The organism is Spirosoma migulaei (assembly GCF_054776855.1).
Map to the genome: position 1 here is coordinate 216,871 of NZ_BAAHBG010000033.1, position 25,636 is coordinate 242,506.

Sequence of the window (25,636 nt, forward strand, 5' to 3'; positions counted from 1 at the left end):
TCGTGTTCACCCGTTGGGTCACCATCTTCGTCAAGTGGCTCATCGGCCAGTTCTTCCTCATCAGTAGTTTCTTCGTCTGTATCGTCGCCGTCTTCGATGGCCGCTCCACTCTGATTCTCAAAATTGTCGGGGTCAATACGGCCAATGCGGGAACCAATCAATTCGGCATCGGCGGGGGCTTCATGAGTCAATAGGGTTGTCATAGTCGTTGAGTGATTTGTTTATGAGGGAATAACTCATTAGAATAGCGAAAAGTTAGACTTGTCCAGTTGCCTGGCATCTTTAGATTGCTCACAAACGCTATGAAATCAGTTCTGTTTCTGCTCTGTCTGTCGACGGTTTTTGCTGTTCGCGCTCAATCCACTCGTGACCCGTTGTTTATATCGTTCGATGGGACGAAAATTCATTATGATATTATAGGAGAAGGCAAGCCGGTTGTGTTACTCCATGGCTTTATCTCGACCAGTGAAAGCTGGAAACGGGCACCTGTACGACAGTCGCTTGCCGATGCTGGATTCAAAGTCATAACCCTTGATTTACGCGGCAACGGCCTATCAGATAAGCCGCATGCTGCTGATGCCTACGATAATAATGCCGAGCTGAAAGATGTGATGGCCTTAGTGCAATACCTTGGCATAACCAGTTATGATGTGGTGGGTTATTCGCGGGGAGCCATTCTGGCAGCTAAACTACTGACCATGGACAAACTGGTGCGTCGGGCCGTGATGGGCGGCATTAGTGTCGATTTTTCGGATCCCAACTGGATTCGGCGCAAAAATTTCCACGAAGCCCTAACAAAACCCGGCAGCCATCCTGAGTTGCAACCAGCTGTAGATAATGCTAAAAAGGCTGGAGCCGATACGCTTGTGCTGGCCCGTCTACAGGAGTTTCAGCCTGTGACGAGTCGTGCCGATTTAGGGAAGATTAAGATTCCGGTGCTTGTTGTCAACGGGGATCAGGATAAGGACAATGGTGATCCGCAGACACTGGTAGATGCTATTCCGGGGTCCAGGCTGGTTATCGTACCGGGCAATCATGGTGGTGCCATGCGTACGCCTGAGTTTTCGAAAGCCGTCGTGGAGTTTTTGACGAAACCGTAGCTATAGATGTGTCAGTGTGATCTGGTTACTACTCCTTTAACAGGAAAAAGCCACTGGCACTGTTCGCAATCAAAGCGATTGCCGGATAAATCAGGAATATGGTAACGTTTCCTGGGATATTGACTTTGTTGCCCTGCATACCCGTTACAAACCAGTAGAGTACGACCCAGCCTAGGCCAGATGTTATAGTACACCCAATCCAGTTTAGTAAGAATTCTGGCCGTTCCGGTTTGATTATCAGGGGGATAAACAGTGCGATGACAAGCTGGCCTATATAATAAGCCGTTACTCCCTGTATGATGCCCCCTGACTGAGTGGAGGTAATAAATGGTCCCCATTTCACCCAACAAATAAACGTGATCGGTAAGGTTACGAACCAGAAGCCGGGTCGCGCAACAGCTGGATGAACTTTGAAAATAAGATACTGGGCAACCGTTATCAGAATCGGGAAGAGAAGTACACCACCAATACCAGTCATCCAACTGAACATGTGCGCTAAAACCGGTAGGGCTGTCCACCGAAAATACAGGTTGTTGTACCAGGTATAGGGGTCGAACGTATTTCGCATAGTTATAATCGGCTAGAAAAACGTTGCTTGAATTTGATTTTGCTACTTCCTACCTATGGATGTTTGCAACTCTGCTTTACGCTTGCAGAAGCAGTACGAAAACCAGCGTAGTAAACCAGATACTTAGCCACGGACTTAGGCCAAGCCGGTAGGTTCGAATAAAATGCTGACCAATCATTAGTGCGTAGCCAACCAGACCAAGGATCTGCCATCCTACAAGAGAACTGATGCTGATAATCAGTACTCCCAGGAAAAGGCTCATGCCCAGGTGACCTGTGTAATCCAGTATTGTTTCAGTGGTATTGGCCGATGGCTGTGTAAGTAAGTAGAGCTTAACAGCTGCTAATTGACCCACTGTTACTAGGAATAGAGCTGGTGGCCAGGCAGAGCTGTTTCCGGAAAACCAAAGGCTGGTTGTTAACCCAAAAATGAATAGGATGAAGGCAAGCCGCTGACCTGCATGAAAATCGGGTTGAAGGTCCAATAGTTGCCAGCGACCTGGTGGCGAGGTAATGATGATGCGTCGATTGTAGGAGATAAATGCATATATTTTTTGCAACATGAGTTTTAACCAATTGAATGATAGTAGCTTCTGTAGTTGTTGATTCATCTGGCCAACTGCATAAATCCAGGTATCAACTCCATAGAGGGTTTCCCCACCGTCGAGGTCAATCATGGGTATTTCATGACGTGCCCGTTGCTTATCCAAACGATTAATCACTAATTCAGGCGGCAACTTACTACTACTGACTCGCGTTAGGCAGCCGCTCGTGTCGGCAGCCACCATACCCTTTGTATAGAGTCGACACATTGGGCAGCTTTCGTCATAAACGATTAATTTTTTCATTAGTTTGTACTGTTTAAAATTTCAGAAACTATTGAAAGATAATGGTAAAAAAATATCACCGGAATACGTTTATAAATTGACCTATCAGCCAATTTTCTTCGGCTTTGATCACGGCGTTAAGTGTGCTATCGGCAAAGCTCACTACACTACTTAACCCTTCCATCACTCGTTGAAACTCCTTTGCCTCAGGCGTGTCGGTTGAAATAGCTTTCAGTTCGTTTAATACCTCAACGACCGGCGTAATTTCCCGGCGACGACGTTCTTTGGCTACTTGCCGGGCCACTTTCCAGATGTCTTTCTCGGCTATGAAAAACTCCCGGCGCTCACCTGGTTTCAATTGTTTATAAATCAGGCCCCAATCCATCAGGTCGCGCAGGTTCATGCTGGCGTTGCCACGCGAAATCTGCAGCTGTTCCATCACATCTTCTGTAGCCAACGGTTGAGGGGCAATTAGCAGCAGCGCATGCAGTTGCGCCATCGACCGATTGATACCCCATTGGGTGGCTAGTGTACCCCAGGTATGAATGAATTTATCCTTGGCTTCGTTGAATTCCATGCTCAAAGATAAGTAATTGTTTTTATACTTTCAAAATATTTTAAAAGAAATGGTTGTGCAAGACATTCGTTGGCTACAAAGCTGTTTAGGATTATTTTTCTAACCTGGTTTACCCCTAAATCCCCTGAAGGGGACTTTGCTCGTGTTCAAACAAAGTCCCCTTCAGGGGATTTAGGGGTAAAACTGACTGATAAAATTAAGTACTCATCCATTAAAAAGTAAAGCCTAAACAGCTTTGTAGCCAATGAATTAACCTAGTCCAGCAATGCCTAATAAATCATTTGGGTTGGGGCAAATACGGAGAAATTTTTCACGATCCGCCAGGGAGCATACACCCGGAAAATCCCCTTTTAGTCCGAGCATATCAGTCATGAGTTGAAAATGGAGGTGAGGAGGCCAGTCGCCGTTTTCGGGGTAGGGACCAATCTCTGCAATTTTCTGACCGGCATTAAATTCCATTCCTTCCTGCAACCCATCCAGCGATTGGCGGGTCAGATGCCCATACAGCGAGTAACGCGGCTGGAAAGCCGTTTGACCAAACGACTTTCCAGCCGCGTTGCCCGTATGTTCCAGAATGATTGTGGGGCCGTAGTCGCCGAAGTGAGCGTTGTCCTGAAAACTATGCACACGACCTGCCAGAAGGGCGAAAACGGGCGTTCCGGCTTCGGCCCAGAAGTCGATACCAAGGTGAATTTCACGCGGGCCGTTGTACGGGGAGGTTTCGTCAGATGTATTAAAATGCTTACTCCGCCGGTAAATAACCCGGTGTTCGTTGTAGCCACCCATACCCACCCTGGCACCGGCTGCCCGAAGTTTACCGTATACATATGCACTGAAAAGGGCCGTATCCGTCAGGTCGAGTGTTTCGAGATCAGGGTTGGAAGCTGAGAAGTCAAGAATCAGGTAAGGGTCTTTTTTGAAGTCGAAGGGGAGAAGCATTAGTCGTTCGAAGTAAACCTGGGAAACATTACCTTAAACTAAGTTAAGCATCGCTAATCACCATCTTTTTTATGCAGGAAAACGCGTTTTTGTTTAACTAAATCTCTTAATCCAATGAAAGTCAATTATATAGTCCTAAGCTTAAGCGTGGTTTTAATCTTCCTGCTCCAGCAGTGTACACAGCGTACAATAACGTTATCCCCCCTGTTGGGCGACTGGACGTTGAAGGCTGAATTGGAAGGGCCAGCCCGGGCTGCAGCCGTTTCCTTTACGATCGGGAATATGGCCTACCTTGGCACTGGGCTGGATGTTTCCAATAACGCGCTCAATGATTTTTGGAAATATGATCCTTCCCGAAATACCTGGACGCAGATAGCCAGTTTACCCGGAAAAGGACGTACTGAAGCTGTTGCTTTTGCTGTCGATTCAAAAGGCTATGTTGGGACTGGGGTAGATGCACAGAGCAATTTCTTCCGCGACTTCTACGAATACAACCCAACCGCAAATACCTGGATGCGTGTAGCTGATTTTGGGGGTAGTGCCCGGCGTTCGGCGGTTGCTTTTACTCTATATGATGCGGGGTTTGTTGGGCTAGGTTTCGATGGAAGTGAAAAAGCAGACCTCTGGAGATTTAATCCCTCTACGAATAGCTGGACACAGCGCAAGGATTTCGGAGATGGCACACGCGTTAGTGCGGCTACGTTTGTCATAAATAATCTCGCTTATGTTGGAGCGGGAAGCTCACTAAATAAGACCCATAACGATCTGTGGGTATATGATTCCGATCAAGATAGCTGGGCGCAACGTCGAAGTATTCCGGATGAAGTCTCTAATAGTTCATATAGTGTTGGTTTTGCCGTTAATGGTATTGGCTATCTGATAACCGGCACAACAGGTGCGGGCCTAAACGAGGTTTTAGCTTATAGACCAGAAATAGATTCATGGGTTCAAAAAGGATCTTTTGAAGGTGCAGCCCGGATAAAAGCGGTTGGTTTTGCGCTCGGATCGAAAGGCTATATAAGTACGGGTTCAACTGGTACTACACGGTTCGATGATTTGTGGGCGTTTGATCCGGGCTTCTGATACGTAGCCTTGCCGGATTCAGTTGCCAGCAGTATATTTACATCTATTTTTTTGTTACTTACGAATAGATTCTTCGGCAAACTGAACACTTAACCTAACTAAATGGAAGCCACTATTGAAAAGCCCATAGACAAGACTACTCTTTTCGGGCACCCGGCAGGTCTTTTCGTCCTGTTTTTTACCGAGATGTGGGAACGGTTCAGCTACTACGGCATGAGAGCCATTTTGTTGCTGTTCCTGATCGACAACGTTCGGGGTGGTTTGGGGTTGAATGAAACCGAGGGCGCGGCCATTTATGGAATCTATACGGCATCCGTTTACCTACTCTCACTGCCCGGCGGCTGGATTGCCGATACCATTCTGGGACAGCGTAAGTCCATCTGGTATGGCGGATTAATCATCATGCTCGGCCACATCATTCTGGCCATTCCATCCGGACCGGGGCTATTCTATGCGGGTCTATGCACGGTAGCTATGGGTACGGGGCTTCTCAAGCCGAACATCAGCAGCGTTGTGGGTGAACTATATCCTGAAGGGGGCGCTCGTAAAGATGCCGCTTTTTCTATTTTCTATATGGGGATCAACCTCGGTTCGCTGCTCGGTATTTTTACAGTTGGGTACCTGGGGCAGCGAGTTGGCTGGCATTATGGGTTTGGAGCCGCTGCCGTAGCGATGGCGCTGGGCCTTGTTACATTCCGACTGTTTGGGCAGCGGTTTCTGGGCGAACACGGCAACTACGTAGTACAACCCCCAACCGAGGCCTCATCGACCGGTAACCGCTCACTACTGGCATTCTTAGCGGTTATTATCGTGTTGTTAACGACACTCCAACTGACTGGTGTTTTAGACATGACCACTGCCCAGGGGCTGGCCCGCGCGATGGGTACCATCATTTCGCTGATCGCTGTGGGTTATTTTGTCTATATTCTGTTAGCGGGTGGGCTGGATACTGTCGAGAAAAAGCGGGTGGTCGTCTTGTTTGTTTTCTTTCTGGCCTCTGCCCTGTTCTGGGCGGGTAATGAACAGCAAGGCTCTTCACTGCAAATCTTTGCCGACCGGTATACCGACCTTAACCTATTTGGCTGGCAAATGCCATCGAGCTGGTTTCAGAACCTTAATCCGGCCTTTATCCTGACTTTCTCGCCCGTTCTTGCCATGTTGTGGGTTTTTCTGGCAAACCGGAAGATTAGCTATTCCGTGCCTGCCAAGTTTGCAACCAGCCTCATTTTGCTTGGTCTGGCCTACGTAATAATGGTAATTGCCTCTAAACTGGCGTTAGAAGGAACACGCATATCGCCTTTCTATCTGTCATCTACCTACCTGTTTTTCACACTTGGCGAGTTATTCCTGAGTCCGGTGGGCTTAAGTGCTTTTTCTAAATTGGCGCCGAAACGATACACCAGCCAATTGATGGGTGTATGGTTCGTTGGTACATCACTGGGGAACCTGATTGCCGGGTTATTTGCAGGGGGCTTCGATGAAAAAAATGTGAGCCAGATGCCCAGCATGTTTCAAAGCGTCGCGTATTTCAGCTTAGGTTTTGGTTTTCTGCTATTGCTGTTGGCAAAACCGCTTAGGAAGTGGATGGGCGGGATTCAGTAAGAGTTTACGACTAGTTACTAGCCTGTTTAATAATCAGGGCCGGATTGGCCCGTTCATACTCTTCAATCGAATTCTCGCCCTCATTGGTTAGTTTATAGAACGTAGTTTCGCTACCTTCTTTAGTACTCGCTTGTATCAAACCAATCGTTAATAACCCACTGATATAATATGTAATCATCAGGTAATCAAAATTGGTTTCCTGTTCTAGTTGTCCATAGGTCACCCCTTTATAAGTGGCCTTGAGAATACTGTATTGGGCAAATGTAAGAGTCATGTTGAGGTAAGCGGTCAGTACAGGTATAAGCTTTCGTAGAGCTATAGCGAAATCCATGCCTTTTGTTAACTTCTGTGCATCGAAAAGGGCTTATATGTGAACTAACGAAGATAAGTGGCTAAAGTATTTCGGATCGTGTATTTTTTTAGGCAAAGGGAAAATGATGCCAAAAAAATACGGAAGCAGGCAGAAACTTTAAAAAGACAGTAGAATCATTGACTACAAAAGCCATTTACGAGTCGGGTTAGTGAATGCCCGGCGAGGTGTTATGATGCCTAATTGACTAGATGGACTTGGTCCTACTTGTGAGTGGAAGTATTGGTATTAACTGGCATTACTGTCTGGTAGCGTGACCGTTCGACCCCAGTACTCAAATATTGCCTGAAAATAGGCTGTCCACTCCTGTGGGAAGGTGGGTTTCGTGAAGTATGAAGAAGCTCCTGATTCATATGCCTGGCCAATATCATCCAGGTGATCGGAGCTACTCAAAATAACAATAGGTAACCGTCTAAGGGTTGAGATTGGCGTGAAGGTTTTGATAGCGTTGAGAAATGCGAATCCAGCTTCCCGTGTAGGCAGATATAAATCCAGCAGAATCAATCGTGGTAATGATAATTGCCTGGTTACACAATCCTGAAGATAGTCAGTAGCTTCCTGGGCAGTGGCTACCCGAGTTAGTCTCACTTCCGGTAAAATGGTTTGTAAGCCATGCTGAATTAATAGCCAGTGGTCGGCATTATCTTCAATAACCAATAGACTACCCCCTTGAAAGTTATTTCTAACCAGTTTTGATGTTGAATCAGTATGCATAGTTTTCTTCTGGTCAGTTGAGTAATGAATGGTGATGAAATTTTCCCGTGCTAAGGATGAGGGATTACTTTATGATAAACTAAAAAAACGTAACTGATTAAGAGCAAAAAGTTGCTAATATACTTTTATTGTAAATTTAAAATGCAGCTACAAACACCCAGTTTGTGGTAAACTCAGTGTTTGTAGTTGATCCGATGGAATTAAGCTTATTACTTGGATTGTACTTCTGGTGAAACTCCCAGAATTAAATCAAATGCACGTTTTATCATGATCGTGATTTGGCTCGGGTTTTCATCGCAAAAAAATTCCCCTGCCAGTGTAAAGACCTGACTTCCAGTAACTGACTTGGTAATTCGTACAATGTGATTGACATTGACTACGTATTCCTCTACTCCTCCGTATTGCGACGATCTTTTTAAATTGATAAATGGATTCATTGGCTTTAAGTGATGATTTATAGACTATGCAGATTGGTTCTTTTTGAGATTGATGTTTCGTTATGACAAGTTGTGGAACAAGATGATCACTGCCTAACGAAAGACTGTTGTTGCCGATAATTAACTTAGAGATACCTACCGCAGCAGCCTCAGATTTTTGCACTTAACAGATAAAACAATAACTGCAAGCTACTAAATTCAGGCCATAGCTGACTATAGATTTACTAAATGCAGGGCAACTGTTTGATAAAGGGAGGCTGCTTCCTGGCTTACTCACAGAGTTTTACTGGAAAATTAAAAGATAATTACCACCACAGACCGATCTGGATAGTTATGTATACGTATGGATAGTGAACGAGAAAAAAGCGAACAGCGTATTGAGTTGAATCGTCAGCATCTTAAGGAATGGAATGCCAATTTAGCTCTTGAAATAGAGGTTCGATTTGCCTTGATAAAAAAACATGAACAGGAAAATATTCGCTTATATCTGGAGGAAATTAACTTTCATGAGCGAGCAACGTTAGCTATACGACAAGCACGGGAACTTGATGAACTAAAGCATCAGGATCGGGAAGGGCGGATAGTCACCCAGAAGCGACAGGCTCAGGAGAAAGTAGCCCTGGATCAGAAACTCAGTTACTAATCCAGCCCAAAAGTGTTACCTGCCTTCTGGCAATTGGTTTATATAAAAAAGCCCCATCAGGTATGAAGGGGCTTTTACTAATAGTGGCACTCCCAAATAAAGCGTCATTAGGAAGACAGCCTCGAAAATTATAGTTCAAAATCGCCGACTCCAGGGGAGTCAGCGATTAATGAACTATCCAACTACAAACCAAAGTATAGCTTGGCTTGTAAATTCTCAGGAAAAAAACCTCAATAATTGAGCCAAGGCGCATTAGTTAGGCCATATCAGTTAGCCTTTAGGTATACATCTATTATATAAAAAGGCTACCATTCTCAGAATCAGCATCCTTTCAGGAAAATTTTATTTGGTTGGGGAAAGCTGTTAGAATGGCAAAAGCCTAAATGAAAAATGGCTGAACTATTCATGATTCATAAGTTATCTGCAACGCATTGAGTTACTGCATACAACCAAGTCCTGTAACCATTTTCTTTCGACCTGTGGAAATTTATTTTCACTTGAGCTGTGTGCAACTAAGATGCTGGCTACCTACTTTCGCATTATGAATCTTAGTCATGAACACCAGGAATTAGTTGATTTTTTTTCGGACCGTGAGTTGCCCACCGGCCCCCAGCATATTAACGAATACAGTGTTATGCTCAACTTGGCAGGAGCTGTTGATACACGGCTTCAACAGCTTTATAGTGAGGTTGATGCTACCAGAAAGTCGGCGGCCCTTATGCTTAGCGAAGTGAGAACCTGGTTGCTTAAGCATGCTCAGTCGGATGGCTTAGCGCAAACATATAACCACACTATACGGGTAGAGGAGCATACGTAGCAATACGATTGCCCAGGGAGGTACTTGCTAGAGTAAACAAAGCGAAGTGCCAACATTTCATTGCAACAGAACTTAACGGTTGATCTGTATACGATAGAAACTAACTCCTAGAAGTAAGAAAAGCATACTTTGCTACTACAAAAAGAAAATGGATACTGGCTACTTAGAATAGTAGCTGACAAAGCCATTTAACAGTCAGCCAAAATAAGTAGGCTGATATAGCAAACACTAGTGTCCAGGGGCCTGGTAGTGGGAAGTTTTTCTTGGTGGACATAGAGTTCCCAGAGAAGAATAAACGGTAGCAAAATAAATAAAATTGTAAAAATTGCACTTACCGTTGAGTAAATAGAACTTATCAAGTTCAGGTTCTCTGCCAAACTAGCGTAATTTACAGAACTTACAATCTGAAGTTGACGCTTACTTGTTGAAATTCCTTATAAATATAGTCTCTATAATTTAAATATAGTCACAACGTGCCGAAGTAATTTCATTGCACTGTAAAAATAGAAAGTAATTGTTGTACGTATATGTATGAACGCTTAGGGCAAACTGGTTAAAAATACCACTGTTCTGTACCAGCTGTTAGGCAGATAATATCATAAATGAGCACCCAATGCCCATCTGGTCATCAATAAGTAAATCGTAGAGAACCAACTTATACACCCGGGTTTGATGGGTCCACTTCCGTAATCGTGTAGGCTATGGCCCGGCTGTTAGGCTTGGCTGCCAGATGAATCCATTCACTATACTGACGGGTGAAAGCTGCCCCATAGTAGAAAATTAGTGAGGCATAGAAAACAAACAACAAAAGTAAAATGATCGCTCCCGATCTGCCATATAAAGGACCTACCTGGCTATTAATCAGTAGGTTGTTTAGTATGGCTTCCCCTACTTTAAAAAGAATACTAGTGAACAAGGCACCTGTCCAGACAGCTCGCCAGGAGATTTTAACATCGGGCAAAAACTTAAACAGAATACCAAACCAAATCATGCGGATGAGGATAGAGACCAATATATGCCCAAGATTGGCTATATCCTGATAATGGGTAAGTGAAGAAAGAGACCACTTCGTACTAAGCTGAACTAACAATTGCTCCAAGGCTAACGAGAGGCTGAATAAGAAACCTGAGCCTAGTATAATAGCTAAAGCAACTGACTTGTCGATCAGAATAAGAAGGAGATTACGCCCAGATTTCTTTTTGATATTCCAAAGTTGATTGAGGGAGCTTTTAATAATGGCAAATAAGGTGGTGGATGCTACCAGCACTAATACAGAGCTGAGTACCGTTAATGGGAAACTAGGTTTAGCCAGTTGAAGACGGTGCGAAATCGCTTCCAGTTGATTCGCACTTTTAGGCCCAAACAAGTCAGCTAATTCATCAAATAGCTGGCCACTAATACGCTGGTAATGATCATTAAAGAGCTGACTAAGGACCCTACTGAGTATAATGACAATAGGTGGTAAAGCAAAAAAGGAAAAAAAAGCAGTTGCACCAGCCATCCTAATGGGATCATTAGCCTGCAAATTCGTAAACGCTTGTTTTAAGAGCAGAAAAAAGGGCGCTACTTTCTTCACCGGATAAGCCATTTAAGGTAATCAGGTAACTACCGGTTTAGCCATAGGGTTTTATACTATCTACTTTGACCGGCTATATGTTCTTCACAAAGCTTAATGGGAAGAGTTGAAGAGACAGATTATTCAGGCTGGCCAACGGTTGTCCGCCAGTTGGTGTTGCGTAGCTGATAGAGCTCAAGCTGGAGTCGGGTAACTTGATTCCGACAGTAAGCTAATTGGTCGGTTGGGGCATGGGCATCCTGCAAATGGTCCAGCAGATGGAGCCACTCATTAAGGTGGTGCTCAGTGATAGTGATGAAGTCGGGGGCAGGTATGTGTTGGGGCAGGAGAATGTCCGTCCGTTTCGTTTTCATGTCCGTTGAGCGAGTTTGTTTGTTATTTGTCTATAACGCAAACGGGTGAATTTGTTCACTCAAAACAGGCAACTAATTCGGTAAGTTAATGCGATTGACAGGGAAGTGGAGTTTCTCGAATTGATTTTGGTAAGCTACCTTTTAATGCTATATATATGATAATTTATTATAGTCACTCTAGTTCGTGATTTATTTTGAAAAATATATACCGTCTAATATATTTAATGTATCTTAATTTACTGTATTGAGTCTAAAGTATATTGAAGTTGATGTTTGTTTATGTATATGAAATATTTTTAACTTGTACGTTATAGTTATTTATGCTCGCTTCATTAACTGACGAAGAAATGATTCGTCAATGTCTGCCTACCCAACCTAATCAATGCTTTGAGACTCTCTACAATCGCTATGTAAGCAAGGTTTACCAGCGATGCTTATCAATGACTAAAGACGCTGAGAAGGCGGAAGACTTTACACACGATATTTTCCTAAAAGTATTCGATAAACTAGATGCGTTTCAACAGCGATCAAGTTTTTCGACCTGGCTCTATTCAATTGCTTATAACTACTGTGCTGATCAACTTCGAGTGGCCAAGCGTTTTAATACAACGGGTACGGAAGGCCTGGAACAGCATGTGGATGAGTCGTACGAAGCACAACTGCATGAAGAATCGATTTTGATGGTTAAGCAGGCTATGGAAACACTTTCACTCAAAGAGCGATCGTTGTTACGCTTAAAATATGAAGATGGCATGACTATTGACGAAATAGCCCAACTATATGGTATTAAACCCAGCGCAGTTAAGATGCGACTGAAGCGAAGCCGAGAGAAGGTTCAACATCTATATGCCCGACAAGCGCTGAGTTGAATAAATTAGCTATTTAATTCAGTTTATTTTTTATACTATCCAGTGGATGATCTGTACATGCAATCTATGCCTGTATGTAGGTAAATAGGCCAATAGTCTTGTTTTTGACAGATAGCAAAAGTCCCGCCAGTTAGGACGGGGCTTTTGCTATCTATGGGTTTATGTGAAGAAAGGCCAGGCTGGTCTGGTAACTTATGAATGAATAACTGATATAAAAGTGATAACTTGATTTATATCAGTAGATTTTTCAAGAGTTTATGTTATGATTGCCAGTAAATCTGATAGTTTATGCAATTCACGAAAATATAGTGGGCAATAATCAGGCCAATTAGTATCTTGCCAAAGACTGCCGTTCACTCAATATATAACCAGTGAAGCAACTACCCCGTATAATTTGGGGTCTTACCCTATAGGATAAGGTTTTTTTTACAACGTGTAGGTAAACAAGGTGACTCTGATAGGGTTGCTGCTGTTTTGCCAGATTCAACCTACCATCTATCTTTGTAAGAATGAATGATCATACTAAATCTACATCATGCAATACGTTCTACGCTTTCAACTTTATGACAATCCATCCCGCCAGAGCTTCAGCCAATTGGGCACCGACAAGTTAGTGACAAAATACCCCTTGTTTCGTTATGGATTAGTTTACCGGGTCGACGATGATAATCTAATTGATAATAAACTGCCGGTTTATGTAGTTGCCAATATTACACGAATCAAACATATTCCTGATCCAACCAATCCAGGTATAAATGCTTTGTTGTTTGAAGTCTTTTTAGCCCGGCTTGAGGAGTGGGGGCAATTTGACGAAGCTGATGAGGTAAAACAGGTAAGGGAGAGTTATTGGCCGACCTATAATAGGAAGCTGGTTAGGAAGAGGCCCTTGGTCTGATATAGACAATCAGATGCTTAAGGTGTCTTACTTTTTTCAGCATCGCAGATGTGCTTAGCCTAAAAAGTCCAGCTTCTCTACTAGTCGGGTAGATTCGGTTTTAGTGTACAGTGGCCATAACGTGATGAAAGCGAATTAACCAGTTATCTGTAGCAGCGCCCCACTATCCTGATCAATGAACAATGTTGCGTTGTCGTGTTGCCGTAGTATAGTTGAGGGATAGTCTTCTGAAATAGCATCCGTCAGGGTATGGTGAATCGCTTCTGCTTTGTGAGCGGCTGGCACCATACAAAAAATGGCGGGTGCTTTTACCAGAGCCGGAATAGTGAGCGTGAGAGCGTATTCGGGTACCTGCTCCAGGCTGGCAAAACAGCCGTCATGAACCTGCTGCCAACGACTGGTCAGGTCCAAGGCCACTTTTTTTACGAGCACCGGGTCGTCAAAGCGAGCCACGTGGGGATCGTTGAACGCGATATGGCAATTTTCACCAATGCCCATGCAAACCATATCGGTGGGGTACGCATGAAGTAGCGCTTCGTAGCGTGTACATTCAACGTCAGGGTCATTATTGCCGTCGATGTAATAGACCGTGTTCAGCGGTACCTTATCGAACAGGCCATTTTTCAGGAAGTTGCCAAACCGTTGTGGAGCGTCGTCGGGCAAGCCGATGTATTCATCCATATGAAAGGCATTGACGCGCTCCCAGGCAATGCCAGGTTGGTTGGCCAGGGCATCCAGAAATTCGTTTTGCGAGGGCGCAGCCGCGAATATAATGTTGACAATAGCCTGGTTTGCCTGTAAACTCCGAATGGCAGCAGCGGCCTGTTCGGCAGCATTTTCGCCCAGACTCTGGCGATTGGCAAAGAGTTTAACCTTGAGTTTATCAACGCTGAATTCGCTGATTGGAGAAAAATTGGGGTTCATCGAGCAATCTTGTAAGTTTTATGAGTGGTGTCGGTTTCTCAAAACCGACGCAAGTAGTGGCACTGAGTGTCGGTTTTGAGAAACCGACACCACATTAAGCGCTAGATCTATGTCAAGTCTTCGGTCATGTAAATAATTTTGCCCTGCACCATGGTCATGCCAACCGTAAAATCCTGATCGAAGAGCACGATATCGGCATCTTTACCCTTGGCGAGCGATCCTTTTCGGTGATCGACACCCATGATGCGGGCGGGCGTTGTGCTGGCTATTCGAACCGCTTCCAGTAAGGGGACATCGGCTAGCTGCACCATATTCCGGACAAGGCGATTCATGGTGGCCACGCTGCCCGCAAAGGCGGTTCGGTCGGGTAGTTTAGCAACCCCATCTTCCACAATGACTTTCAACCCGTTTTTCAACGAGCCTAAGGTGCTTTCACCTTCGGGCATGCCAGCCGCTCGCATGGCATCGGTGATCAATGCGGTGCGATCGGCTCCTTTAATTTTGTAAACCAGTTTGAGCAATGGGGGCGGCAAATGGATGCCATCGCCAATGATTTCAACATCCAGATCCAGCAAAAAAGCACTTTCAATCACGCCCGCATACCGAAACGCATTCCGGCGGGTTACTCCCGACATGGCCGAATACAAGTGGGTTACCAGCGAGTAGCCGTTTTCGTAAGCCATAAGCACATCATCATAAAGCGCATCGGTATGGGCAATAGCCGCCAGAATTCCTTTCTGCCGAAGTCGTTGCCCGAACGGAATCGCTCCTTCCAGTTCCGGGGCTGCACTCCAGCGCACAATTGAAGAGGAGTGATTCAGAATTTCTTCGTACTCATCTGGATCGGGGTTTCGGATGTAGCGAGGGTCCTGAGCGCCCCGCTGACTAAGCGCAAAATAAGGCCCTTCCAGATGCATCCCCAGAAACGCAGCTCCCTGCGCGTTGCTCCGGTTTGCCTGTTCGTACACGTCCAGGGTTTGCAGGAGGTCTTCTTTTTCGGCTGTTAGGGTAGTGGGAACCAGCGCCGTAGTGCCGTAGCGAGCATGCAGTTCGGCAATTTTTAGAAAGGCTTCTTCGGTACTATCCATAAAGTCGAAACCTCCGCCACCGTGTACGTGAATGTCGATGAAACCGGGGGCAACAAACTGGCCTTGTGCATCTATTTCAACAGCATCAGGAACATCGACTGGTCCTTCGTGGATACCCATAATCTGACCGTTGTCAATGACTACTGTTCCATTCCTGATCGTTCGGAAGGGCGTCAACACGGTGCCGTTTACTATTTTTTGCCGCATAATCAGAGACTCCATCGTTTTACTTTATGCCCGTATACGGCGTAGTAGACCAGATACAGGTAGCAGGGAAAAAGTACCCAGTAAGCCGTATGAACCGTGTACAGGTCAGCAAAATAGCCGTAAAAAAGCGGCATGATGGCGTTGCCGCACAAGCCCATAATCAGAATAGAAGCCCCGAGTTTGGTAAAGCGGCCCAGTCCATCCAAGGCCAGCGGCCATAAACCGGCCCATACCAGCGAATTAGCCAGGCCCAGCAATACCACAAACCAGATGGATATATCGGCGGTATGTCCCAGAAACGTTACCGTTCCATTGGTGAAAATGATGAGTAAGGTGAAGGCTGTTCCCAGTAACGTACAGATGCGTAAGGCATTCACCTGGCTAATGAATCGGGGAATAGTAATAATGCCGATAATATAACCGCAGATAGTGCAGAACAGCGTATACGACGGGAATGTCTTTGCCTTCAGCAGGTCGATCCCCATTGAATTGGCATAGCCAATAATCGTGTCGATGGCGATGACCTGCGTGCCCACATGCAGGAAAATAGCGAACGCGCCCAGAATCAGATGTGGAAACTGGAGGATGCTGGTCTTCCCGGCATTCGCGGTTGCTACATCCGGTGTTTCGTGCTCTGTGTCGATTTCGGGTAGGGGAGACCGGTACACCAGATAACCCAGCACAAACAGAAACGTACCCAACACTGCATAGGGCGGAATAACGCGCCGAACCAGTTCGTCAAGGGCCGCTCCACGCTGGTCGGCGCTCATGGTACTTAACTGGGCGAACAGATCGGTATCGGTTGGACGCAGAATGACGGCGGCAAAAATCAACGGAGACAAAATTCCCGCGGCTTTGTTGCAGATACCCATCATGCTGATGCGTTGAGCGGCCCGCTCTTTGGGTCCCAGAATGGTGATGTACGGGTTTGTAGCCGTCTGCAAAATGGCCAGGCCAATCCCAATCGTAAATAAGCCCATCAGAAACACCGCGTAGGTTCGGGTCATGGCGGCTGGGATGAAAATAAACGCACCCAGCGCCATCGCCCAGAATCCAAACATCATCCCTTTTTTGAACCCAACTGCTTTCAACAGATAAGAAGCCGGAACGGACATGATGAAATAGGCAATATAGAACGCAAACGCCACCAGATAGGCCTGAAAACTGGTCAACTCGCAGGCGATCTTGAAGTAGGGAATCAGGATGGAGTTTACCCACGAAATGAAACCGAAGATAAAGAACATGAGCCCGATCAGGAAAATCGAAATCGTGGTTTCCCGCTTGTTTAAGCTGTTGACGTCAATAGCTAGTGTGTTTGTTTCCATCCTGTTTTGATTTTTTGAGTGGAGTCGGGTACTTATACCCGACTCGGGAAGGTTTTGAGAAACCTCCTTAAAAAAACGTACATAAAGGTTTCTTAAAACCTTTATGTGTCAGGTATTAGTACCTGACATCACCGGAAATGACTAATTACAGCGTTGGTTCCCAACCTTTTTCGTACTCGCGTTGCCAGAATTTAGCGGCTGCTTTATTATTCAGGATATGCCCGTTGGCTGGGTCAATATCCAGGGCATCGCCGGAACGGAGGGCGATGTTCCCCAACTGGCAAAGCAGCGTGCTCTGGTGCCCACCCACAATGCCCGATGCCAGGGGTGCACCTGTCTTGATCGCTTCTACGAAGTTTTGTAAGTGCGTGGCATCCAGCGCCTGCGACGGGTTCATTTTATTGCGCGGGTCGATGGGCATGTCATTCTTGACCTCTTTAATCAGTTTATTGTCGAGGTCGAAGATTTTGTAGGCATTGCCGCCCCCGTATTGGAGGGAACCCGTTTCGCCATAGAACGTAACGCCCACATCACTGCCTTCAACGGTTCGGCCATTGCAGCTTCGGCCTTCCCAGGTCATGGCTGTATTGTTGGTAAACGTCAGGTTGATGACTTGGGTGTCAGGGGCTTCCCAGTCGTCTTTGTATCGATAGCGACCACCCAGCGACGTCACTTTGTTAGGGTATTCGACATCGAGTCCCCAACGCATCAGGTCGAGCATGTGGGTGCCGTTGTTGAGGGCTTCGCCCGTTCCCCAGTGCCAGAACCAGTGCCAGTTGTAATGGATGACGTTGTCTTTGTAGGCGCGACGGGGAGCGGGCCCCTGCCACAAGTCATAGTTCAGCCAGGTGGGTACGGGGGCTGTTTTGCCGATGCCAATGGTTGCCCGGTTGTTCGTGTACCAGCCTTTGGCGAAATAGGGTCGGCCGATGGCTCCGTTTTTGATATCCTGAATGGCCAGCTTCACATTGGGCCACGAACGCCGTTGGTTGCCCATCTGGATCACATTCTTGTGCTTTGCCGCTACAGCCACCAACAGTTCACCTTCGTGCGGGTTGTGGCTGCATGGTTTTTCGAGATACACATGCTTGCCTGCTTTCGAGGCCAGAATAGCCGCTGGCGCGTGCCAATGGTCGGGGGCGGCAATGACGAGGGCATCCATGTCCTTATCTTCGAGCGCCTTTCTGAAATCGGGCTGATTTTTGGGCTTCGACTTCTGAATGCCTTCTACGGTTGTGATACATTTTTCAGCCGCCCGCGTGTCAACATCGCAGATCGTCATCACGTCACAGTTGGGTTGTAACGCAAAGTTGCTCGACAGGGCCAGTCCACGGCTGTTGACGCCCATGACACCAACCTTTACTTTTTCATTGGCCCCCAAAATTCGCCCGTAACTTTTTGGGCTAAAGCCCGGCAAAATACCCCCAACCGACAAAGCTGCGGTACCGATAATCGTCTTTTTGACAAAATCCCGCCGGGAGTCGGTGTTGCTTTCTGTGTTTTTTGTCATTGATAGAACGCTGATTTTTAGGATCGATATGATTGAAGAATGAGTTTAGAAAGTAAAGACATCAGGCCTTTGATGAATCATAACCGATCTTTATAAGTAGGGTGGTTAGCCGGTTCGGTGCTAGTATTTATTTGCCTTGAGGAGCCCAATACGTACAATAACCCGTTGTGTAAACCGGTCCTTTAAACAGCATACACGAACCACAGGTTTGACCCTCTTTGGGCGGAAGCCACAGATTACAGTTGCCACACTTCGATTCCGGTCGGGGGGATTGATTCACGTAACCCAGCTTTTTTCGTGTTTTCAGGTCGGCTTCACTGACGCCCGAAAAGGCAGTGCAGGGGTCAACGGCCGTCTTTTTCTCCTCATGCTCTGAAGTCGTTTTTGATTGGCACCTACTCAGCACCAGCGATAGCCCTAAAGCCGCCGATCCCGAAAAAATGGATTTACCAATGAATTGCCGTCGGGAATAGTGTTGCTGTTTGTTGTCTGGGTTCATTTGTTTGTTCTAGTTTTTAGTCTCGCATGTTCTCGCTTGGCTTCGCCGAGTGAGGGCTATTCCTTCAAGGGCCTCTGGCCCGTTTTGGACATTATGCCTAATCACACCGGCCAGAGGCCGTTAAAAAAATAGCCCTCACTCGGCGAAGCCAAGCGAGAACGTGCGGAGCCTGTATCTCTTTCTTAATCCCCCTACTTCACGGCAACCGATTTAGCGTCTACCATACGTTTCAACCGGGCGTCAACAGGCACACCGGCGGCTTTTAACCCATTAGTCAAACCCGTTAACGCGATCTGCTGCCAATGCGGTTGATTGTCGAATAAGGTTGCGAATTGAACCGCTTCGTCCTTGCGATTCCGGGAGCCAATCACGAAGGCTAAATCTGTCAGGAGTGTGTCTTTTTCGGGCGTTATTGATTTGAAATAGCCGCTATTGCCCACCAGTTGGCGCACCAATTCCAGCGAGGAACCCGCTTCTGAACTTAAGACGGCTGTTCGAAACCAGCTGTCTTTTCCATACTTTCCCAAAATACCCGCCAACGCAGGAGCGACTTGCTGGGCTGGGAATTGTCCCAGACTTAATCCTGCCTGAAATGCTACCGGAGCCGATGGATCGCTGGCTTTTTCGATAATCTGGGGCAGGGAGGTCGGGAAACGCTCGGCCATCATCAGTCCATAAGCGCGAATATCAGGCTGAGCATCCTGCATCGCCTGGTTTACCAGACTGACATCCAGGGCATCCAGGCCTTCCAGTACAAAAAACGCGTGCAGGCGGGCTCGTGCGTCGGTGTCTTTGGTGAATAGGTCTTTTAACGCTGGAATGACGGATTTATCCTGTTTTTCGAGGAGAAGCCGTTGGGCCTGTAATCGCCACCATTGGTTCGGGTGGGCCAGTAAGGCCACGAGTTCTGCGCTGGTTTTGCTTCTTAGTTTAGGCTGTACTACGGCTGATTTGCTGGTTTTCGCGGCAATCCGATAGATACGTCCCAATTTGCTGCCGTTCATAAAATCCATATCCTCCTTTAAATCTTCCGGGATGGCGGTAGGTGTTTCGATGTGTTGCCGATACATGTCGATCACATACAAGGACCCATCGGGACCGACGGTAAAATTGGCGGGGCGGAACCAGGGGTCGGTTGAGGCCAGAAACTCGTGTTCTTTCTCTCCGTTGCTGCGTTGTGCAGTAAATTTTGGGCTATTGGGCAATCGTTTCAGTACATCGCGGTGGATGAGATTACCCGCGACCTCGCCCGTAAAGATCGATCCATAATAGTCCTTAGGTAAAGCGTCTCCACCGTAAAACGTACCGCCCGATGCGCCGGTGAAATGGTCGTCGGCGTATTCGTGTCGGTCAGTGAGTTTAGCTTCCTCAAATTGCTGATTCCGGCGTTTTGTGCGCTCCTGTCGCCAGTAGGGCGCAGGCGTTTCCTGAAACATAATCGGGTCGTGGTCAGAAATGTTGAGGGTTGGCTCGACGGAGGGCAGGTGTTTGTGCCGATACAGGTAGCGCGCTGCAATGGGGGCCTGCTGAATATGCATACTGTTTTCGGTGAAGAACCGATTGCCCCAATCGTCGATAGCCAGCCCAAACTGCCCCGAACTTGACTCAACTTCAAACAGCCCTCGATCCAGCCGAAACCGGAAGTCGCCCCCTTTTACCGAAACGGGCTTTGCGTTAGGGGTTCGGGTGAATCGGATTTCGCCCTCCCGGCCCGTGTTGGACGCGTAAATCCAGTTATCGACGCTGAACCGGAGATTGGTGATCTGCGCTTCGGAGTTGTCCGCAAAAAAACCAGTAAACAGGATTTCCTTTATATCCGCCCGATGGTCGCCCGTGGTGTCTTTGAGAAACAGTATGTTGGGGGCCGCCGTCACCAGCAAGCCGCCCTGCCAGGGTAAAATACTGGTGGCTTCGGAAAGGTGATCGGCAAAGACCGTTGCCGAATCCATCCGGCCATCGCCATTGGTATCCGTCAGCATTCGGATGGCCCCACCCAGCGAGCCGTCTTCGGGCTTGGATGGGTAATCGGGCATCTCGACCACGAATACGTTACCGTCTTCGTCAAACACCATTTCGACCGGGTCCAGTACCTGTGGTTCAGCGGCAAAGACCGAAACGGCCAGCCTGTCGTCACTTAGCTTAAAACTCTGAAGTGCTTCTTCGGGCGTGAGGGCATCTTTATAATGCGAGCAGGAAGCGCATAACCCTGTAGCCAGAATAAATGCGGTAATCCTAAATCGGTTGTTGATCGAAGTCATGTTGACAGTTTCCTAGGTATTGGACAAGCTTAATCTAAATGATTATCGACACAGATTGTGCCTCTTTTTTCGACAGGATTACAGGATTAACAGGATTAACAGGATTTTACAATTGATAATCATCGTGTTAATCCTGTAATCCTGTCGAAAAACAAACTTGTCCTGTGTCTGTTGATTGCTAAAACACAGCCGGAATTTTGACCAAATCCTGGATTTCGTGGCCGTTGTAGTCAAAACGGGCGAGCGTATACACCGAGCCATCCGCGCCGATCGCAATCGAATTGACGTAGGTAGGACGAGAGCCATCGGCGTAAAAAATAGGCCCGTGATCGGTATAGGTCTGGCTCGGCATATGGAAGGTGATGAGATGAAGGTTTTCGAGCCCTTTAGCCGCTCCCTTCGCAATCTGATCGGCACCTTTTACGCGTTTGCCATCCTGATAAATTGGGCCACCCGTGAGGTAATAAATCGTCTCCTGATCCGGGCCCGGCTGAAAGCCCAGGTACCCATAACTGAACTGATCGAACATTCCACTCTTCCGCGACGGCTCCGAGGTTAACCGCTCCACCAACTCAATCCGTTGCCGACTGGGATCGAATCTGAACAGATACCCCGAATTGCCATGAATGCCATAGGCCACTTCGTCGGGGGCGTACCAGAAAATTTTGCGCCAGTTATAACCCATGCTGCCGGGATGCGTTGGGTCATATTGTCCAAAATAATCGAGTCTCAAGTCGACATCAGCAAGTTTTTGAAGGCTTTCCTGACCGGGACTATAGCTGAAAATATCCCCTTCGGAGGTTGAGAAATAAACCGCCCCATCGCGCGGGTCAACGAACATGGATCGGCATAACACCCGGTAGTCATCGCCCGGAATACCCGCTTCGCCCTTCGCCGAAACAAGCCCGATTGTGTTGAGGGTATTGGCCTTGATGTCGTACTGAATGAAGTAGCCCAGCGGCCAGGTAATGCCGTACAGATACCCGCGCTCTTTGTCGATGGTCATCGTTAAAATGCCTTCGCCTTCGGGTGCCAGGGCCAGATTTTCAAACGTGCCGGTGGTCAGGTTGTAGGAAACGAAATGGCCGCCGGGGTAGAGGTTCTTTCCATCGGGTGCGTTTTGGGGTAATCGCTCCATACCGTCGATCATCTCATACACGCCAATGTGTGTGGCGAAATACAGCTTGCCATTGCTTTCATAAAACCGGACGTGACTTTTGCCCTGCGGAATGGCATTGGCGTTGGTTTCGCCACAGATTTCCGTTAAGTCGGCCAGCCACTCGGTGCTGTCGGTTGCGGGATCATACACGTAGAACTGGCCCCCTTGCTCGTAGGATTCTGAGCAAAGCACGTAGTAGATTTTGCCGTTACTGGCGGCCGTAATGGCATTGTAGGTATCATGCGCCAACGCAAAACCTGAATAATAAGGCGTTGCGATTAGCGACGGGGATTCGAGTACGTCGGTTTCGTTGACTGGGTTCATTGTTAGTTTTTTGTTAGTGGTGTCGAATTCCCGTGGTTCCCGTGGTGTCGGATTCTTAAATCCGACACACAGAGGTTTTGAGAAACCTCGTGTTAGCATGTCAGTAGGTTTTGAGAAACCTAACAGGTCAGGTTTGAGAACCTGACCTCACGTCAGTAGCTGATTTTTCGACAAGGCTTCCATAAATATTACTTCAGCTTCTGCATGCCAATCTGATTGGCCAGCCGGTTTATTTCCTGGTCAATCAGGTTCGGTACGTTTGGTGCCCAGATACTTGGTAGGCAGTAGACCATCTGCGAGGAAGCTCCCTCGTAACCACCTTCCTGTAAAATGGTGGCTGAGGGGATATAACCCATTACATCGTTGGAGTAGCCCATCACGAAACTATCCTGCCCGAAGCGTTTCTTACAGTCGAGGGCGTACTGGATAACAAGTTCGCCACCAAAACTCAGGATGGACTGGTTGCCCAATTGCCAGATCTGCATGGGGTAAGGGTAACTCCTGACAAACGGTTTGCCCTGCTTCGTTTCGGCCAGCATCCGCGTTGCCCAGCGTTTCAGGTATCCTTCGTTTTCCTGGATGGTCTTTGTCAATTCCGCTTCGGAGGGTGGAGCCGAAAGCGGTAGGTCAATTTCTGAATAGACCGTACGAAGCTGCGCGCTCAGGTTGCGCATGGGTTCATCGAGAACCCGGTCAACGGCTGCGGCCAGCTCCCGCCCATACTGCCGGGCGAGGGGTATGGTACGTCGGGGTAGCGGATTCTGATCGCCAGCGGCACCCTGAAAAAACAATGCCGTTACACCGGGATGCGCTTTCTCCAACTCCAGTTGCGCAAAGCCCGCGTAATCGCCCGACCATTGGTACAAATCCAGCACCGTAGGGTGGCAGGCGTACCCAAATACAATGGTTTTGAGCTTACCCCTGGCATCAACAACCTTGATGACCGGAACGGCATAGTCGTTCGGGCCTTTCAGTTCGGTTTGTTCCAGCAGGGCACCTTCTTTGTTGTTTCGCCGATTCACCTGAAAGCGCGTAACCCCGTTTTGGGAAAATAGCGCAACGGGTTCCAGCTTCTGGAACGCCTGACCAACCAGAGTCACGATCTGTGCTTCCAGCCAACGGGAGTACCGGTTAATTTTAGCCTGCTCGGTCGCATCGAGGGGGTAAATGTCCTGTAGCGCGTTATCCAGCACGGGCCCCGAATGGGTATGGGAACTGTTGAGAATGATCTGGGCTTTGGACAGACCAAACTGACTGTTCAGGCGTTCGCGAATACGATCCGACATGGCTTTGGGAAAACCCAGCATATCAGTGGTAACCAGAACGGCCCGCTTGCCCGTTTCATCTTCCAATGCCAGCGCTTTGGCCCATAAATCGTGGATTTTACCGTCGGCAGCGTGGGTGCGGGAGGCATAACCCGCCTGCCATTGCGGTTCTTTGGGCGTGATGACCATGCTGGCAGTCCCCGCTTTCCAGCCCGTAGCCGAGGCAGGAAAATTGATCAAAGCCCCAAGCCATGCCATCCAGACAAGCCCCAATACGTATCTCATTTCTGACTCAGGAGTTTATCGGCGTGGGTGTGAATTTTCTCGATGGCGTTGGCAATTTCATCCATGTCGGCCTGCGTACCCAGCAGCATATTCTGCGTGAACCAGACGGCCTCTTCATTACAAAGCCGGTCGTTTTGCGGGCAGTGGTTCCGCTCAACGTAGCTGTTGAAATTCAGCATCGCCTTGGGATACATCTTCTGAAAATTTTTCGATTGGAACGCGTCGTTGAGGTAGGGCATGTTATTCAGCGTAGCGTATCCTTTCGAGCAGGGAACTCCCTCCGCCGTAAGCGCCTTCATAAACACCTCGCGGGATAAACCTTTGAAGGCTTCTTTTTTGTACCGAAAGGGGAAGAGGTGGAAAGCCGCCCGGGTTACATCGTCGTACAGCTTATAGGGGACAATGCCCGGAATGTTCTTAATCCTGGTTTTCAGATAAGCCGCATTCGTGTTTCGGGTGGTTGTTTCGGCATCGAGCCGCTTTAACTGCGCCAGTCCAATAGCCGCCTGATACTCGGTTAACCGAAGCTTTGTGCCCTGAATGAGCGTGCCAGCCCCAATCACGCCCGACACCATGCCGTAGGGATTTCCGTAGTTATGATACGAGAAACAGCGATCCATAAAGGCATCATCATTGCTCACAATAGCTCCGCCTTCACCAATGGCTAAGTTCTTGGAATTCTGGAAGCTAAAGCATCCGGCATGCCCGAAGGTGCCCACTTTCTGGTGACTGATCTCCGCCAGATGCGCCTGGCAGGCATCCTCGATCACGACTAGATTGTGTTTTTTCGCAATGGCCAGAATCTGGGGCATATTGGCCGGTAAGCCCAGAATATGCACTGGAATAATCGCCTTTGTCCGAGGGGTGATCTTCGCTTCAATCCTGGCCGGGTCGATCTGGAACGTTTCGGGGTCAACATCCACGAATATGGGCATGGCCCCCGTCGCCAAAACGGGGGCTACCGTTCCAATAAATGTATAGGGCGGTACCAGCACTTCATCGCCCCCGCGAATATCCAGTTGCGCCAATGCCGCCATGATAGCGTTGGTTCCATTCACAACCGCTAGTGAGCGTTTTACACCCAGAGCCGCGGCCCATTTGGCTTCAAACTCACTCACCACGTTGCCCCTTGACCAGATGCCACTACGAATCACTTCCAGCAACTGTTTCTCGTCCTGTTCGGGTTTCCAGAGGGGCCAGGTTGGCCATTGGGCGGTTCGAACGGGTTTGCCGCCCAATAAGGCCGGGGGCTCTGCTACCGAAAACGGACTCGGTTTTATATCCGTTTTCGGTACCGTTTCGGGGGTGAGGGCTGGAATATTTGTGAGTGCTGAAGGCGTCAGGAGGGCACCCAGACCCGTTAACGAGTTTCGCTTTAAAAACTCCCTTCTTGAAACATTGGAATGCGACATGATCTTGAGTT

General features: G+C 47.6%; 25 protein-coding genes. 7 read left to right on the forward strand and 18 right to left on the reverse strand.

Annotated elements, in window-relative coordinates; all coding sequences use genetic code 11:
- On the reverse strand, positions 1-203 hold a 203-nt coding region (locus tag ACYVGO_RS30685), incomplete at its 3' end, for a hypothetical protein (RefSeq protein WP_460972576.1).
- A gap of 99 nt (positions 204-302) precedes the next feature.
- On the opposite strand from ACYVGO_RS30685, the gene ACYVGO_RS30690 reads away from it, so the two are divergent.
- Positions 303-1,100, forward strand: coding sequence for an alpha/beta fold hydrolase (locus ACYVGO_RS30690; protein WP_142774671.1), 798 nt, complete (start codon positions 303-305; stop codon positions 1,098-1,100).
- Positions 1,101-1,128: 28 nt separating this feature from the next.
- Here ACYVGO_RS30690 and ACYVGO_RS30695 read toward each other — a convergent pair whose 3' ends face one another.
- The 4 genes from ACYVGO_RS30695 to ACYVGO_RS30710 all read right to left on the reverse strand — a co-directional run bounded on the left by ACYVGO_RS30695 (position 1,129) and on the right by ACYVGO_RS30710 (position 4,010).
- Positions 1,129-1,668: a hypothetical protein gene (locus ACYVGO_RS30695; protein ID WP_460972577.1), complete on the reverse strand. Its 540-nt coding sequence runs from the start codon at positions 1,666-1,668 to the stop codon at positions 1,129-1,131.
- A gap of 76 nt (positions 1,669-1,744) precedes the next feature.
- Positions 1,745-2,515: a thiol-disulfide oxidoreductase DCC family protein gene (locus tag ACYVGO_RS30700; protein WP_460972578.1), complete on the reverse strand. Its 771-nt coding sequence runs from the start codon at positions 2,513-2,515 to the stop codon at positions 1,745-1,747.
- A gap of 55 nt (positions 2,516-2,570) precedes the next feature.
- The gene (locus ACYVGO_RS30705) at positions 2,571-3,071 is read right to left on the reverse strand and encodes a GbsR/MarR family transcriptional regulator (RefSeq protein ID WP_460972579.1); all 501 of its coding nucleotides are present in this window, start codon (positions 3,069-3,071) and stop codon (positions 2,571-2,573) included.
- 249 nt (positions 3,072-3,320) lie between these two features.
- Positions 3,321-4,010 (reverse strand): peptidoglycan DD-metalloendopeptidase family protein, encoded by a 690-nt coding sequence (locus ACYVGO_RS30710; protein WP_460972580.1) that lies wholly within the window; start codon positions 4,008-4,010, stop codon positions 3,321-3,323.
- 114 nt (positions 4,011-4,124) lie between these two features.
- On the opposite strand from ACYVGO_RS30710, the gene ACYVGO_RS30715 reads away from it, so the two are divergent.
- Together ACYVGO_RS30715 and ACYVGO_RS30720 are read left to right on the forward strand one after the other, a co-directional pair.
- Positions 4,125-5,093, forward strand: coding sequence for a Kelch repeat-containing protein (locus tag ACYVGO_RS30715; RefSeq protein WP_460972581.1), 969 nt, complete (start codon positions 4,125-4,127; stop codon positions 5,091-5,093).
- Between the two features lie 102 nt (positions 5,094-5,195).
- Positions 5,196-6,695, forward strand: coding sequence for a peptide MFS transporter (locus ACYVGO_RS30720; protein WP_142774665.1), 1,500 nt, complete (start codon positions 5,196-5,198; stop codon positions 6,693-6,695).
- A gap of 10 nt (positions 6,696-6,705) precedes the next feature.
- On the opposite strand, the gene ACYVGO_RS30725 is transcribed toward ACYVGO_RS30720, so the two are convergent.
- Positions 6,706-6,969, reverse strand: coding sequence for a hypothetical protein (locus ACYVGO_RS30725; protein WP_460972582.1), 264 nt, complete (start codon positions 6,967-6,969; stop codon positions 6,706-6,708).
- Between the two features lie 324 nt (positions 6,970-7,293).
- Positions 7,294-7,779 (reverse strand): response regulator, encoded by a 486-nt coding sequence (locus ACYVGO_RS30730; protein ID WP_460972583.1) that lies wholly within the window; start codon positions 7,777-7,779, stop codon positions 7,294-7,296.
- A 780-nt stretch (positions 7,780-8,559) separates the two neighbouring features.
- Between ACYVGO_RS30730 and ACYVGO_RS30735 the strand changes: the two genes are divergently transcribed.
- Together ACYVGO_RS30735 and ACYVGO_RS30740 are read left to right on the forward strand one after the other, a co-directional pair.
- Positions 8,560-8,859 carry a hypothetical protein gene (locus ACYVGO_RS30735; protein ID WP_460972584.1) on the forward strand — a complete coding sequence of 100 codons (300 nt, stop codon included), beginning with the start codon at positions 8,560-8,562 and terminating at the stop codon, positions 8,857-8,859.
- 541 nt (positions 8,860-9,400) lie between these two features.
- Positions 9,401-9,676, forward strand: a complete 276-nt coding sequence (locus ACYVGO_RS30740; RefSeq protein ID WP_460972585.1) for a DUF6965 family protein — start codon at positions 9,401-9,403, stop codon at positions 9,674-9,676.
- 655 nt (positions 9,677-10,331) lie between these two features.
- Here ACYVGO_RS30740 and ACYVGO_RS30745 read toward each other — a convergent pair.
- Both ACYVGO_RS30745 and ACYVGO_RS30750 read right to left on the reverse strand, forming a co-directional pair.
- Positions 10,332-11,264 (reverse strand): YihY/virulence factor BrkB family protein, encoded by a 933-nt coding sequence (locus ACYVGO_RS30745; protein WP_246859233.1) that lies wholly within the window; start codon positions 11,262-11,264, stop codon positions 10,332-10,334.
- 107 nt (positions 11,265-11,371) lie between these two features.
- Positions 11,372-11,605: a hypothetical protein gene (locus ACYVGO_RS30750; RefSeq protein ID WP_460972587.1), complete on the reverse strand. Its 234-nt coding sequence runs from the start codon at positions 11,603-11,605 to the stop codon at positions 11,372-11,374.
- 320 nt (positions 11,606-11,925) lie between these two features.
- On the opposite strand from ACYVGO_RS30750, the gene ACYVGO_RS30755 reads away from it, so the two are divergent.
- Complete coding sequence (locus ACYVGO_RS30755) at positions 11,926-12,474, forward strand: RNA polymerase sigma factor (protein WP_142774658.1); 549 nt, start codon at positions 11,926-11,928, stop codon at positions 12,472-12,474.
- A 535-nt stretch (positions 12,475-13,009) separates the two neighbouring features.
- Positions 13,010-13,369, forward strand: a complete 360-nt coding sequence (locus ACYVGO_RS30760) for a hypothetical protein (RefSeq protein ID WP_460972588.1) — start codon at positions 13,010-13,012, stop codon at positions 13,367-13,369.
- Between the two features lie 135 nt (positions 13,370-13,504).
- Here the strand turns inward: ACYVGO_RS30760 and ACYVGO_RS30765 are convergent, their stop codons facing one another.
- The 9 genes from ACYVGO_RS30765 to ACYVGO_RS30805 all read right to left on the reverse strand — a co-directional run bounded on the left by ACYVGO_RS30765 (position 13,505) and on the right by ACYVGO_RS30805 (position 25,625).
- Complete coding sequence (locus ACYVGO_RS30765; protein WP_460972589.1) at positions 13,505-14,293, reverse strand: glucosamine-6-phosphate deaminase; 789 nt, start codon at positions 14,291-14,293, stop codon at positions 13,505-13,507.
- Between the two features lie 107 nt (positions 14,294-14,400).
- Entirely contained in the window at positions 14,401-15,588 is a 1,188-nt protein-coding gene (gene nagA / locus ACYVGO_RS30770; RefSeq protein WP_460972816.1) for an N-acetylglucosamine-6-phosphate deacetylase, read from the reverse strand.
- A gap of 2 nt (positions 15,589-15,590) precedes the next feature.
- Positions 15,591-16,913 carry a sugar MFS transporter gene (locus tag ACYVGO_RS30775; protein ID WP_460972590.1) on the reverse strand — a complete coding sequence of 441 codons (1,323 nt, stop codon included), beginning with the start codon at positions 16,911-16,913 and terminating at the stop codon, positions 15,591-15,593.
- Positions 16,914-17,058: 145 nt separating this feature from the next.
- Positions 17,059-18,423 (reverse strand): Gfo/Idh/MocA family protein, encoded by a 1,365-nt coding sequence (locus ACYVGO_RS30780; protein ID WP_460972591.1) that lies wholly within the window; start codon positions 18,421-18,423, stop codon positions 17,059-17,061.
- A 127-nt stretch (positions 18,424-18,550) separates the two neighbouring features.
- A complete protein-coding gene (locus ACYVGO_RS30785; protein ID WP_460972592.1) occupies positions 18,551-18,922 on the reverse strand; it encodes a high-potential iron-sulfur protein in 372 nt (123 codons plus the stop codon).
- 191 nt (positions 18,923-19,113) lie between these two features.
- A complete protein-coding gene (locus ACYVGO_RS30790) occupies positions 19,114-21,180 on the reverse strand; it encodes a PVC-type heme-binding CxxCH protein (RefSeq protein ID WP_460972593.1) in 2,067 nt (688 codons plus the stop codon).
- Between the two features lie 178 nt (positions 21,181-21,358).
- Complete coding sequence (locus ACYVGO_RS30795; protein WP_460972594.1) at positions 21,359-22,663, reverse strand: Kelch repeat-containing protein; 1,305 nt, start codon at positions 22,661-22,663, stop codon at positions 21,359-21,361.
- A 188-nt stretch (positions 22,664-22,851) separates the two neighbouring features.
- A complete protein-coding gene (locus ACYVGO_RS30800; RefSeq protein WP_460972595.1) occupies positions 22,852-24,213 on the reverse strand; it encodes a neutral/alkaline non-lysosomal ceramidase N-terminal domain-containing protein in 1,362 nt (453 codons plus the stop codon).
- A complete protein-coding gene (locus ACYVGO_RS30805; protein WP_460972596.1) occupies positions 24,210-25,625 on the reverse strand; it encodes a DegT/DnrJ/EryC1/StrS family aminotransferase in 1,416 nt (471 codons plus the stop codon). Before ACYVGO_RS30805 ends, ACYVGO_RS30800 begins: the two co-directional genes overlap by 4 nt.
- Positions 25,626-25,636 lie beyond the last annotated feature (11 nt).

Excerpts from the sequence above, each read along its gene's own strand:
- ACYVGO_RS30730 (WP_460972583.1), bottom strand. The coding sequence starts at position 7,779 with ATGCATACTGATTCAACATCAAAACTGGTTAGAAATAACTTTCAAGGG.
- ACYVGO_RS30720 (WP_142774665.1), top strand. The coding sequence starts at position 5,196 with ATGGAAGCCACTATTGAAAAGCCCATAGACAAGACTACTCTTTTCGGG.
- ACYVGO_RS30690 (WP_142774671.1), top strand. The coding sequence starts at position 303 with ATGAAATCAGTTCTGTTTCTGCTCTGTCTGTCGACGGTTTTTGCTGTT.
- ACYVGO_RS30790 (WP_460972593.1), bottom strand. The coding sequence starts at position 21,180 with ATGACTTCGATCAACAACCGATTTAGGATTACCGCATTTATTCTGGCT.
- nagA (WP_460972816.1), bottom strand. The coding sequence starts at position 15,588 with ATGCGGCAAAAAATAGTAAACGGCACCGTGTTGACGCCCTTCCGAACG.
- ACYVGO_RS30775 (WP_460972590.1), bottom strand. The coding sequence starts at position 16,913 with ATGGAAACAAACACACTAGCTATTGACGTCAACAGCTTAAACAAGCGG.
- ACYVGO_RS30805 (WP_460972596.1), bottom strand. The coding sequence starts at position 25,625 with ATGTCGCATTCCAATGTTTCAAGAAGGGAGTTTTTAAAGCGAAACTCG.
- ACYVGO_RS30785 (WP_460972592.1), bottom strand. The coding sequence starts at position 18,922 with ATGAACCCAGACAACAAACAGCAACACTATTCCCGACGGCAATTCATT.
- ACYVGO_RS30745 (WP_246859233.1), bottom strand. The coding sequence starts at position 11,264 with ATGGCTTATCCGGTGAAGAAAGTAGCGCCCTTTTTTCTGCTCTTAAAA.
- ACYVGO_RS30750 (WP_460972587.1), bottom strand. The coding sequence starts at position 11,605 with ATGAAAACGAAACGGACGGACATTCTCCTGCCCCAACACATACCTGCC.
- ACYVGO_RS30700 (WP_460972578.1), bottom strand. The coding sequence starts at position 2,515 with ATGAAAAAATTAATCGTTTATGACGAAAGCTGCCCAATGTGTCGACTC.
- ACYVGO_RS30755 (WP_142774658.1), top strand. The coding sequence starts at position 11,926 with ATGCTCGCTTCATTAACTGACGAAGAAATGATTCGTCAATGTCTGCCT.
- ACYVGO_RS30735 (WP_460972584.1), top strand. The coding sequence starts at position 8,560 with ATGGATAGTGAACGAGAAAAAAGCGAACAGCGTATTGAGTTGAATCGT.
- ACYVGO_RS30715 (WP_460972581.1), top strand. The coding sequence starts at position 4,125 with ATGAAAGTCAATTATATAGTCCTAAGCTTAAGCGTGGTTTTAATCTTC.
- ACYVGO_RS30780 (WP_460972591.1), bottom strand. The coding sequence starts at position 18,423 with ATGACAAAAAACACAGAAAGCAACACCGACTCCCGGCGGGATTTTGTC.
- ACYVGO_RS30695 (WP_460972577.1), bottom strand. The coding sequence starts at position 1,668 with ATGCGAAATACGTTCGACCCCTATACCTGGTACAACAACCTGTATTTT.
- ACYVGO_RS30710 (WP_460972580.1), bottom strand. The coding sequence starts at position 4,010 with ATGCTTCTCCCCTTCGACTTCAAAAAAGACCCTTACCTGATTCTTGAC.
- ACYVGO_RS30760 (WP_460972588.1), top strand. The coding sequence starts at position 13,010 with ATGCAATACGTTCTACGCTTTCAACTTTATGACAATCCATCCCGCCAG.
- ACYVGO_RS30800 (WP_460972595.1), bottom strand. The coding sequence starts at position 24,213 with ATGAGATACGTATTGGGGCTTGTCTGGATGGCATGGCTTGGGGCTTTG.
- ACYVGO_RS30765 (WP_460972589.1), bottom strand. The coding sequence starts at position 14,293 with ATGAACCCCAATTTTTCTCCAATCAGCGAATTCAGCGTTGATAAACTC.
- ACYVGO_RS30725 (WP_460972582.1), bottom strand. The coding sequence starts at position 6,969 with ATGACTCTTACATTTGCCCAATACAGTATTCTCAAGGCCACTTATAAA.
- ACYVGO_RS30795 (WP_460972594.1), bottom strand. The coding sequence starts at position 22,663 with ATGAACCCAGTCAACGAAACCGACGTACTCGAATCCCCGTCGCTAATC.
- ACYVGO_RS30740 (WP_460972585.1), top strand. The coding sequence starts at position 9,401 with ATGAATCTTAGTCATGAACACCAGGAATTAGTTGATTTTTTTTCGGAC.
- ACYVGO_RS30705 (WP_460972579.1), bottom strand. The coding sequence starts at position 3,071 with ATGGAATTCAACGAAGCCAAGGATAAATTCATTCATACCTGGGGTACA.